At 44.1% G+C, this 10,435-nt stretch carries 10 protein-coding genes and 1 pseudogene; 7 read left to right on the top strand and 4 right to left on the bottom strand.

Annotation, left to right across the window (positions count from 1 at the left end):
- Positions 1 to 311 precede the first annotated feature (311 nt).
- The gene (locus F988_RS04365; RefSeq protein ID WP_004681316.1) at positions 312 to 719 is read left to right on the top strand and encodes a hypothetical protein; all 408 of its coding nucleotides are present in this window, start codon (positions 312 to 314) and stop codon (positions 717 to 719) included.
- On the opposite strand, the gene rsmD is transcribed toward F988_RS04365, so the two are convergent.
- Both rsmD and mrdA read right to left on the bottom strand, forming a co-directional pair.
- Complete coding sequence (rsmD, locus tag F988_RS04360) at positions 716 to 1,264, bottom strand: 16S rRNA (guanine(966)-N(2))-methyltransferase RsmD (protein WP_004675867.1); 549 nt, start codon at positions 1,262 to 1,264, stop codon at positions 716 to 718. The two genes, F988_RS04365 and rsmD, sit on opposite strands and share 4 nt — an antisense overlap.
- Positions 1,264 to 3,288: a penicillin-binding protein 2 gene (gene mrdA, locus F988_RS04355; RefSeq protein WP_004681315.1), complete on the bottom strand. Its 2,025-nt coding sequence runs from the start codon at positions 3,286 to 3,288 to the stop codon at positions 1,264 to 1,266. Before mrdA ends, rsmD begins: the two co-directional genes overlap by 1 nt.
- Positions 3,289 to 3,518: 230 nt before the next feature.
- Between mrdA and F988_RS04350 the strand changes: the two genes are divergently transcribed.
- The 4 genes from F988_RS04350 to F988_RS04335 all read left to right on the top strand — a co-directional run bounded on the left by F988_RS04350 (position 3,519) and on the right by F988_RS04335 (position 6,389).
- Positions 3,519 to 4,037 carry a hypothetical protein gene (locus F988_RS04350; protein WP_004681314.1) on the top strand — a complete coding sequence of 173 codons (519 nt, stop codon included), beginning with the start codon at positions 3,519 to 3,521 and terminating at the stop codon, positions 4,035 to 4,037.
- Between the two features lie 58 nt (positions 4,038 to 4,095).
- Positions 4,096 to 5,409, top strand: a complete 1,314-nt coding sequence (locus F988_RS04345; protein ID WP_004681313.1) for a DUF445 domain-containing protein — start codon at positions 4,096 to 4,098, stop codon at positions 5,407 to 5,409.
- An 83-nt stretch (positions 5,410 to 5,492) separates the two neighbouring features.
- A complete protein-coding gene (adk, locus tag F988_RS04340) occupies positions 5,493 to 6,146 on the top strand; it encodes an adenylate kinase (RefSeq protein ID WP_004681312.1) in 654 nt (217 codons plus the stop codon).
- Positions 6,147 to 6,206: 60 nt separating this feature from the next.
- The gene (locus F988_RS04335; protein ID WP_004681311.1) at positions 6,207 to 6,389 is read left to right on the top strand and encodes a hypothetical protein; all 183 of its coding nucleotides are present in this window, start codon (positions 6,207 to 6,209) and stop codon (positions 6,387 to 6,389) included.
- Here F988_RS04335 and nth read toward each other — a convergent pair.
- Together nth and F988_RS04325 are read right to left on the bottom strand one after the other, a co-directional pair.
- Positions 6,386 to 7,072, bottom strand: a complete 687-nt coding sequence (gene nth / locus F988_RS04330) for an endonuclease III (RefSeq protein WP_004681309.1) — start codon at positions 7,070 to 7,072, stop codon at positions 6,386 to 6,388. The genes F988_RS04335 and nth overlap by 4 nt on opposite strands.
- On the bottom strand, positions 7,073 to 7,870 hold the full coding sequence (locus F988_RS04325) for an RnfABCDGE type electron transport complex subunit B (RefSeq protein WP_004681307.1): 798 nt from the start codon (positions 7,868 to 7,870) through the stop codon (positions 7,073 to 7,075). It lies immediately after the preceding gene.
- Between the two features lie 384 nt (positions 7,871 to 8,254).
- Here F988_RS04325 and gdhA point away from each other — a divergent pair, with 384 nt between their 5' ends.
- Both gdhA and F988_RS04315 read left to right on the top strand, forming a co-directional pair.
- Positions 8,255 to 9,622 (top strand): NADP-specific glutamate dehydrogenase, encoded by a 1,368-nt coding sequence (gene gdhA / locus F988_RS04320; RefSeq protein WP_026040092.1) that lies wholly within the window; start codon positions 8,255 to 8,257, stop codon positions 9,620 to 9,622.
- Positions 9,623 to 9,824: 202 nt separating this feature from the next.
- Positions 9,825 to 10,435: pseudogene (locus F988_RS04315) on the top strand (RNA-guided endonuclease InsQ/TnpB family protein); the annotation flags it as partial.

Below are 10,435 nucleotides of genomic sequence, written 5' to 3'. Positions count from 1 at the left end.
TATTTTAATACTTTTTTGAATCCGTCAATGCGTAAGTCCTATATGTCTAACATAAGCAATTAAATGACTTAAATCGTACGACATAAAATCCAGTTTTGAGATGAAACGCATATTTTTTTCTATATATTTGATTTTAATCATGTAATATAATTGAGAAAACAAAAATGAAAAATTTATATAACAATCAGTTTGAGGAGCAGAATGTGAAGATACGCAAGGCGGAAAAAAGGGATGTGAATGAGTGTGTTCCATTTGCTTAAACTTTCTGGGACAGGTTATGCTCATTCTTCATCGAATTAATTCAACATGCTATGCGTAGTCAATCAGCACTTTTATCCTGTTTTATTTTATTTTTCTCCTGTATCTGTCATGCAGGGGATTATAATTTTTTTACAGCGGTCAATGATGATGCTGAAGAAATGTTTGACTCAGCCTATCCACAGCAAGAGAAAACAGATTATTCAATTCTGCATAACCTGTTTTTTCAGGGTGAGCGCTGGCGTGTCTATAACTATACGGCCTATCAAACCAACCAGTTTAACCATAAAATGCTGACAGGTGACACCAGTAACTTGTCTCTGGATGATTTTTCAGTTTCATTGGGATATGGCATGATCTACCAACTCAATTCAACCAACCGAATTGGCTATGAGTACTTGTCCAGCTTTCCATTTGATCGGGGGCAGTTGGTTCGCTTTTTCTGGTTGCGAATATTTTAGGCCATCTTTTGATATAAACCTGCACGTACCATACCTGCCTTGGTTTCCTTGATTTTTTGCCAACTGGCTGGAAGTTTTAGCTGTGACAGGTCACGGTCTGCCTCAACATAAATATAGGCGTTCGGATTAATCAATGGTTCAGCCAACTCGGCAAGCTCTTGCCATAAATCAAGGCTGTAGGGTGGATCAAGAAACACGACATCAAAGCCACTGTGTAATTTCACTAATGCCTGCTGCGCGGTTGAGATCATCAACTGACAATTTTCCGCTTTTAATAACTGGATATTATCCTTTAAAAAACGTGCCTGAGTTGGGTTGGGTTCAATCATCACCACTTTTGCTGCGCCACGCGAGAGCGCTTCAAAACCGAGGGCGCCCGAACCACTGCATAGGTCCAGCACCTGTGCATTCTGGATATCCCACATCAGCCAGTTGAACAAGGTCTCACGGACACGGTCAGGGGTTGGCCTTAAACCCTCAATACTGGCAAAGGGCAGGGAACGTCGTTTCCATTCACCCCCAATAATGCGTAATTGGTTCTTCATTATTCAGTGATTCCATCGGCTGGCTGTGGTGGTGGGGTAACTGCTGGGGCAGGGGTCACCGTAGGGGGTATTGGCAGTGAGGCTTGCGCCGTTGTTGGTGCAGTGGTATTGCCGCTTGGCAATTCGCTTGGCTTGATGCCTGCTGTCATTAAGCCGCCACTCACCTGATGGTTTGCAGGGCGCAGCGGATTCTTGTTGCGTGTCACTAACCAGTAATCGAAAACTGGGCGCGCTAGTTGCGCTGCGGAACCACCATGCTTACCATTTTCCCATACCACGGCAATCGCAATCTCAGGGGTGTCTGCTGGTGCAAAGCCGACAAATAAACCGTGGTCCCATTGTCTTGAGGATAAGGCCGCTTCATTGTAGCGTTTGCCCTGTGCGATACTCTTGACCTGGGCTGTACCTGTTTTTCCAGCAATTGAATACTGTAGGCCACCTTTAATGCCTCGACCTGTTCCTGTTTGGATGACATCAATCATGGCTGCATGCATATTCAGCCAGTCCTGTTCTGTCCCATTGAACTGAATTTTACCATCAGGGGCATTGTGCACCGTGAATTTTTTTGCACCCTTATTGTCCCGCAACACGTGAGGGGTGACGTGTGACCCTTTGTTCGCTGTAATTGCCGTTGCCATTGCCAGTTGTAATGGTGTTGCGGTAAATGCACCCTGACCAATACTGACCGAAATGGTTTCACCTTTCAGCCACTTGGATTTGCGAGTACGCATTTTCCACTCAGGGCTTGGATATAAGCCACTGCTTTCACTTGGCAGGTCAACACCTGTCTTTTCCCCGAAACCAAATTGGCGCATCCAGTCATTCATTTTCTCAATGCCCATGCGGTAGGACAGGATATAGAAATAGGTGTCACAGGAGACTACTTCGGCCTTATGCAGGTTGACCGCACCATGTCCCGTTTTTTTATGGTCACGGAAGCGGTGGCTGTCACCTGGTAAGTTAAAATAGCCTGGGTCAGAAATTGCAGTTCCCCAGTCAACCAGACCATAATGAATGCCACCCAGTCCAAACATTGGCTTAATGGTTGAACCTGGAGGATAAACACCCTGAACTGCACGGTTATAAAGTGGTTGGTCCAGATTGTCACGCAGTCCACTATAATCTTTTGAGCTAATGCCTGTTACGAATAAATTGGGATTGAAGCTCGGACTGGAGACTAAAGCCAGAATTTCACCCGTACGTGGGTCCATGGCCACAATTGCCCCACGGCGGTCCGCCAACTGTTGTGCCGCCACAATCTGGAGACCATAGTCAATCGATAAATACAGGTCATTGCCGCGAATTGGTGCCTGTCGTCCTAGATTACGCAGGATATTGCCATGTGCATCGGCCTCCACCGATTCATAGCCTGGCGTGCCATGCAACAATTCTTCATAACTTTTTTCCACCCCAATTTTACCAATCAGGTTGGTGCCAGCGTATAAGTCCTTGTCAATTGATTTCAGTTCTTTATCATTAATACGGCCCACATAACCCAGCACATGCGCGAAAAGCTCCCCATGCGGATAATAGCGGGTCATTTGCGTTTCAATCTTGACGCCAGGGAACCCGTATTTGACTTCACTGAATTTGGCGATGTCCGCCTCATTCAGGTTGAGCTTGATGGCAATCCGCTCAGTTTTTCGTGCCGTTTTCACCCGACTCTTAAAGCGTTCCACATCTTCTTCGGTCAGGCCCAGCACAGGAATCAGGCGGTTAATCGTATCGTCTATATCACTGACATCTGCACGGCTGAGCGTGGCAGTAAACACGGGATAGTTGTCGGCCAAAAGCACACCATTGCGGTCGTAGATATAACCACGGGCAGGGGCCAGAGGTTGCAGGCGGATTCGGTTCTTGTCGGAGGCGGTGGTGAAGTCATCATAATGCACAATCTGCAAATAGGCATAGCGGCAGATCAGGATGAGCAGACAGGTCACCACAATAAAGATTGCAAAAAAAATTCGACCCTTGTAAATGCGCTTTTCTTGTTGCATGTTTTTTAAAGGAAAGTGCTGTTTCATACGGTGTCGACTTAATTACAAAATAAAAGGATGGAGCGGCTGGCTATTTTAACTTAAGTTGAATGATCATACTGTAGAATTTTCAGTACTTCATGCAAGTGCTGGTGCGACAGTTTATGACTTTGTAGACATTAAAATTGTATGGTCTTGTATATTAGAAGCAAAATAATTCTGTTAAAGTCACAAACTGTTTGAAATAGGACACACTCTTAGGGAAAGTGGAGAAAATAATGAAAAGAATTTACCTTTTGCTGGCGGTTTTAACATCTACGGGTTTGGTCCATGCTGAGGAAAATCCATTCAAGCCTCAACCTAAACTCAAGGATGCAAAAGTTTCAAGCTGGAATATTGGGGCAGGTGTAACCAAAAAATTATTACACGCCAACCTTGAATGGGTGAATCCATACGGGATTGCCTATGCGAAAGCAGGTGCATTTTTAAACGATGACAATGAGGCGGGCGGTCAGGTTGGCTTCCGTTATCCATATTACCTGACGGGCACAGATAAAAACGGATATTACGTTGGGGTATATGCAGGTCATCTGGACAGTAAAAATTATGGTGGAAAAGTAAAGGCGAATTTGGGTGTGGGGGCTGATATGGCCTTTGTATGGTTGAATAATGAACGCATTAGCACATTCAGTGTGGGTGCGGGCGTACGTGAACCATTGGAGGGGGCAGATGGGAAAACTGCTAAAAAAGCAGAACCTGTGCTTCAGTTGTCATACACCTTAAGTTTTGGTTTGTAGGAGAAGGCAAGCTGTTCATCTATAGGCCATAATGTATCAATAATTTTGAGAGTCATGCATGTTTGATTACGTCAATGAATTGTGGCAGATTTTCTTAAAGCGACCTGACCATCTGGCAGTCTTAAGTATCATTCCAGTGACTGCCTTTGTAACATGGGCACATGTGTGGATGGCTTTGAAAATGGTGTTTTACCCAATTAATTTCTGGGGATTCCATCTAGGACCATTACCTGTAGGTTGGCAAGGGATTGTGCCACGTAAGGCAGGACGTATTTCAGGCATCATTACTGACAATACCCTTTCAAAATTAGGTTCATTGCGAGAGTTTCTGGAAGCGATGGACCCTGAGGATATGGCAAACATCATTGGTGAACAGGTTGGTTTTGAACTGGAGCACCTGATTGATGAAGTCATGCTGGAACGCAATGCGGTATTGTGGGAAAACCTGCCTTATTCAATCAAGCGCCGTATTTATGCACAGGCACATAAACAGTTACCCAATACATTAAGGGAACTGGTGACTGAGCTGACCATGAACGTTGAGTCACTGGTTGACATGCGTGAAATGGTGGTGAGCCAGATGGAGGGTGACCGCCGTTTGATGGTGCGGATGTTCCTGAAAGTGGGACAAAAGGAAATCAACTTTATTTGGCATATCAGTGCGCTGATTGGAATGTTCTTTGGTATTTTCCAGATGATTGTCTGGTTTGTGGTGCCTTGGCACTGGACTGTTCCGTTCTGGGCTGCCATCTGGGGCTTCCTGACCAACTGGATTGCGATCTGGATGGTATTTAATCCGATCGAACCACATTATATCCGCTATCCACAAATTTTCCGTTTAACCAAAGACCGTAAATTCCCGTGGATTGTGCCTGTGTTGAAGATTGGTACTTATAATGTTCAGGGTGCGTTCATGAAACGTCAGGAAGAGGTTTCTGATGTGTTTGCCAGAGTGGTGACCGAAGACCTGATTACCCTAAAATCCATCATGACTGAAATGATGTATGGTAGTAAAAAGGACAAGACCCGCCGTATTGTCAAGCGTCATATCAATGAAATTATGGAAACGCCACTGGTGCGTACATCATTGCAGCTTTCACTTGGCCCTAGGGAATATGCTAGACTCAAGACTGACTTGATTGATCGCTCAATTGAAATTACCATGGGACCTGTATGTGACCCAGCCTTGAACGCCAGCCGCGCACAAAAAATCTTTCAAATGTTTAGGGACCGTATCCGTGAACTAACGCCGAAAGAATTCCAGAATTTATTGCGACCTGCGTTCCAAGAAGATGAGTGGATCCTAATTTTATTGGGTGGTGTAACTGGTTTCATTGCTGGTTTAATCCACTTATTTGTTGCTTTCTTATAATTAATTTGATGTTGGTTGAGCAATAAATCTGTATCATATTGCTCAATTTAAGATTTATTGTTTTTAAATGAGGATGTTCTTTTATGCGCATTATTTTACTCGGACCACCTGGGGCAGGTAAAGGTACTCAAGCTCAGTTGATCTGTAAGCGCTACAATATCCCACAAATTTCAACCGGTGATATGCTCCGCGCTGCAATTCGTGAAGGTACTGAACTAGGCTTAAAGGCGAAAAGCGTCATGGAGTCAGGTGGTTTGGTTTCAGACGAATTGATTATTGGTTTGGTTAAGGAGCGTATTGCCCAGCCTGACTGTGAAAATGGTTGTATTTTTGACGGTTTCCCACGTACGATTCCACAGGCTGAGGCTCTGGAAACTGCGGGTATCAGCATTGACCATGTGATCGAAATTGATGTGCCTGACGAAGAAATCGTTCAGCGTCTTTCTGGTCGTCGTCAGCACCCAGCGTCTGGTCGTATTTACCACCTGGTTTACAATCCGCCAAAAGTGGAAGGTAAGGATGACGAAACAGGTGAGGAGCTGGTACAGCGTCCAGATGATCAGGAAGAGACCATTCGTAAGCGTCTTGCGTCTTACCATAGCGAAACTGAGCAATTGGTTGGTTTCTATCAGGCGCGTGCCGCTTCTGGTGAGAATGCACCGACTTATAATAAGTTGAATGGTCTGCGTGCCATCGATGATGTACAAAAAGACCTGTTTGCGATTCTGGATAAATAACCTGAATTGCGAATGATGAAAGGGCTCTGAATAGGGCTCTTTTTATTTGGGAGAAAGCTTGTGCTAAAAGTGGTTCTTATTTTGGTTGTGATCTTAAGTTTGGCTTTACTCTTGTTTCTGGCGTACCAGAGCCAAAAAATGCTGCGCCATGTGCAAAAACAGCAGGCACTGGAAAATCGGCAGAATGGAAAATCGCGTCAGCTACATCCAAAATTGCGGCAGGATAAAAAACCTCAGGATTAACTGAGGTCTTTTGTTGCAATGGTCTTGCTTGCACCAAACTCAAAGCGGTCAGGCCAGTTGCAGACATCTGCAACCACACATTCAAAACATTTCGGCTTACGGGCGATACAGCAATAACGGCCATGTAGAATCAGCCAGTGATGGGCATCCAAAATAAATTCTTTGGGGATCACCTTAACCAGACGATGCTCAACCTCTAACACATTCTTTCCAACGGCTAAACCTGTACGATTTCCCACTCGAAAAATATGGGTGTCTACTGCCATGGTTGGCTGTCCAAATGCAGTATTCAGCACCACATTTGCTGTTTTACGGCCTACGCCTGGCAGCGCTTCAAGCTGTTGACGTGTTTCGGGTACTTGTCCCTGGTATTGATCAAGCAAAATCTGGCAGGTTTTAATCACATTTTCAGCCTTGGCATTATAGAGCCCAATGGTCTTGATATATGCCTTGAGTCCCTCGACACCAAGATCAAGGATGGCCTGGGCTGTATTTGCCACAGGATAGAGTTTATCGGTTGCCTTATTGACGCTGACATCGGTCGCCTGTGCCGAAAGCATCACCGCAATCAGCAGTTCAAATGGCGATGAATAGTTCAGCTCTGTACGGGGATCGGGACGTTGCTCATGCAAGCGTTCAAAGAAAACCTGAATTTGCTTTTTGGTCATATTCTTAACGGGCATTTAGACTTCCTGCAATTCATTTAAACGTTGCTGTAGGCTAAGCAGTTGCACCTGTTTCTGTTCATCAGCCCGTACGCTTAACTGTTTTTCCAGCTTCTTGATCTGGGTGCGGATTTTAGCCAGTTCTATCGTGGTTTTTGCATCAATTGGGGCGCTTTCTTTGGGCTTGTCTGCCAATGTAATCACAGGCACATTATTGAGTGCCTGGGAGAACTGGGCAAACAACTCGGTATCGATTTCAGCCCGTACAATCGGACCTTTACGATTTAGGCGGCGTTTTTCTTCACGCTGGATATGGGCATAGTAACGATGCCTTAATTCATCCTGTTCCTTAACGCGCTGTTCTCGGGTTGGCAGTGGCTTGATGTCGGCAACCAGGTCAATACAGTCAACTGGACAAGGTGGGATGCATAGTTCACAGCCGGTACACAGATCTGCCAGCACCGTATGCATGAGTTTACCACTGCCGATGATGGCATCTACAGGACATGCGCTGATACATTTGGTGCATCCAATACATTCATCTTCACGGATCACCGCTTTCATTTGCTGTGGGCGACCATCTGCCTGTATTTCCCAGACACTGGGTTCGGCAGTCAATTGTGGTCGCTGTAACAGTGTGGCAAGCGCATCCGCAACAGGCTGTCCGCCTGGAACACATTTGTTCGCATCTTCACCCGCGGCAATGGACTGTGCGTAGGGTAAACATCCATCACGATGCCCACATAAACCACACTGTGTCTGTGGTAAAAGCTGGTCTATCTGGACAATCAGGGAATGTGGTGGGGGCAGGGACATAACAACAGGGGAAACAAAATGGGACGGAATAGTATAACAAAAAATAGATGGTGTTGGCGGTGAACATCTGGAAACAACAGTTGGCTTAAAGTGTTGGATTTTGACAAAAAATGGTGCGAATATTGCACTTTAACCAAGTAATCCTAAAATAAATCATATCTTTCTTGTTTTGTTTAATTAATTGAAATTCTTTAATATATTAAATAATGCACTAAAATGATACATGGTATTTTTTATAGGAATGTTCGTTATTTTTTCTTTTTAAATATTTGATTTATAAAAATTAAAAATAATATGATTGAAAAAAATATTGTGAATTAAAAAAAATAAGTATTAAATAGGTGCGTTAAACTATTTTGGTGCGTTTTTTTTGCACTTTTATGAATCATTCGACTTGAGGGTCAAACATTGAAATACAGTAGCCTAAGCGACTTCCTGGATTATGTTAAAGCTCGTGATCCACATCAACCAGAGTTTCTGCAAGCTGTGGAAGAGGTAATGATGAGTTTATGGCCTTTCATTGAGAAGAACCCAAAGTACGCTCAATATGGTCTATTAGAGCGTTTGGTTGAACCTGAACGGGTGATTCAGTTCCGTGTTTCATGGATGGATGATCAGGGTGAAACCCATGTGAACCGCGCGTTTCGTGTGCAGTACAATTCGGCAATTGGGCCATTTAAAGGGGGAATGCGTTTTCACCCTTCAGTGAACCTGTCTATCCTGAAGTTTTTGGGTTTTGAGCAAACCTTTAAAAATGCACTGACCACACTGCCAATGGGTGGGGGCAAGGGTGGCTCTGATTTTGACCCCAAAGGAAAGTCTGATGCCGAGATTATGCGTTTCTGTCAGGCCTTGATGCTTGAGTTGTACCGTCATTTAGGATCAAACACTGATATTCCAGCAGGAGATATTGGTGTGGGTGGTCGTGAGGTTGGCTATATGACGGGCATGATGAAAAAGCTCAGCAATGACACCTCTTGTGTATTTACAGGCAAAGGCATCTCGTTTGGTGGCTCATTGGCGCGTCCAGAAGCAACGGGTTACGGTACGGTTTACTTTGCCGAAGAAATGCTGAAAACTCGTGGCGACAGTTTCACGGGTAAAACGGTTTCAATTTCTGGTTCAGGCAATGTGGCGCAATATGCGGCAGAAAAGGCCATGTTCCTGGGTGCAAAAGTGGTGACTCTGTCTGATTCAAATGGTACGGTCTATTTGAAGAACGGTTTTAGCAAGGCGCTTCTGGATGAAGTGATGGAACTGAAAAACGTAAAACGTGGTCGTATTTCAGATTTTGCCTCTAAACATGGTTTTGAATATTTTGAGGGTAAAACACCTTGGCATATTCGTGCTGATATTGCCTTGCCATGTGCGACACAAAATGAGTTGAATGGCGAAGATGCTGAAATTCTTTTGGCTAACGGGGTCATCTGTGTGGCTGAAGGTGCGAATATGCCATCGACACTAGATGCGGTGGAGAAGTTTGTTGAGGCAAAAATCCTCTATGCGCCAGGTAAAGCCTCTAACGCGGGTGGTGTGGCAACGTCAGGTCTGGAAATGTCGCAGAACGCCAATCGTTTGGGTTGGTCATTTGAGGAAGTGGATGAGCGCCTGCATGCGATCATGAAAGAAATCCATCGCAATTGTGTGAAATATGGTACACGGGAAGATGGAAGCATCAATTATGTGGATGGTGCCAATATTGCTGGATTTGTAAAAGTGGCTGACGCAATTCTAGGTCAGGGTATTTATTAAAAATTCCTCTTTAATAAAGAAAGACTTTTCATAAAAAATCCGATGTTAAAAGTATCGGATTTTTTATTTATCCATTGGAGCGTAAAACCTCGGGGTTTAGCCCGAGGATATAAGCGACTGGCGTAAGCCATACGACATGAAATGTCGTTTTAAATACTTTTGCTATAATCACTATTAAGAAAAATACGGTTAAAATAATTGTATGAAGACACTCAAATTACGAATAAAAGACAAACATTGCAAGATGCTAGACCAACTAGCGTTGGAGGTAAACTTTGTTTGGAATTATGTCAATGATTTGTGTTTCAAGCATCTACAACGCAAACAACAATTCTTTTCAGCATACGACATTGCCAAATACACAAAAGGCACATCGAAAGAATGTAATTTGCATAGCCAAACGATTCAGGCGGTCACAGAAGAATTAGTGACAAGACGCAAGCAATTCAAAAAAGCAAAACTGAAATGGCGAGTCAGCAATAAAAAATCAGCTAGGCGTTCATTGGGCTGGATACCGTTCAAGAAAGTAGCAATCAAATATGCTGATGGCTATGTTCAATATGGCAAGCACCAATTCAAACTATGGGACAGCTACGGACTAAGCAAATACAATGTTAAAACAGGCTCATTTGTTGAGGATAGTCGTGGGCGTTGGTATGTCTGTTTAGTTGTAGAAGCACCAAAGATAGAGAAAACAACATCAACCACAGCCATTGGCATTGATCTAGGGCTAAAAGACCTTGCAACATGCTCAGATGGTGTGAAACTCAAAGCCCCTAAAATCTATCGCCAATATGAACAAAAACTTGGCAT

It is taken from the genome of Acinetobacter parvus DSM 16617 = CIP 108168 (assembly GCF_000368025.1).
GTDB lineage: Bacteria > Pseudomonadota > Gammaproteobacteria > Pseudomonadales > Moraxellaceae > Acinetobacter > Acinetobacter parvus.
Note: the sequence above shows the minus strand (reverse complement) of the source record. Positions and strands in the feature narration are given on the sequence as shown.

Excerpts from the sequence above, each read along its gene's own strand:
- F988_RS04365 (WP_004681316.1), top strand. The coding sequence starts at position 312 with ATGCGTAGTCAATCAGCACTTTTATCCTGTTTTATTTTATTTTTCTCC.
- rsmD (WP_004675867.1), bottom strand. The coding sequence starts at position 1,264 with ATGAAGAACCAATTACGCATTATTGGGGGTGAATGGAAACGACGTTCC.
- mrdA (WP_004681315.1), bottom strand. The coding sequence starts at position 3,288 with ATGAAACAGCACTTTCCTTTAAAAAACATGCAACAAGAAAAGCGCATT.
- F988_RS04350 (WP_004681314.1), top strand. The coding sequence starts at position 3,519 with ATGAAAAGAATTTACCTTTTGCTGGCGGTTTTAACATCTACGGGTTTG.
- F988_RS04345 (WP_004681313.1), top strand. The coding sequence starts at position 4,096 with ATGTTTGATTACGTCAATGAATTGTGGCAGATTTTCTTAAAGCGACCT.
- adk (WP_004681312.1), top strand. The coding sequence starts at position 5,493 with ATGCGCATTATTTTACTCGGACCACCTGGGGCAGGTAAAGGTACTCAA.
- nth (WP_004681309.1), bottom strand. The coding sequence starts at position 7,072 with ATGCCCGTTAAGAATATGACCAAAAAGCAAATTCAGGTTTTCTTTGAA.
- F988_RS04325 (WP_004681307.1), bottom strand. The coding sequence starts at position 7,870 with ATGTCCCTGCCCCCACCACATTCCCTGATTGTCCAGATAGACCAGCTT.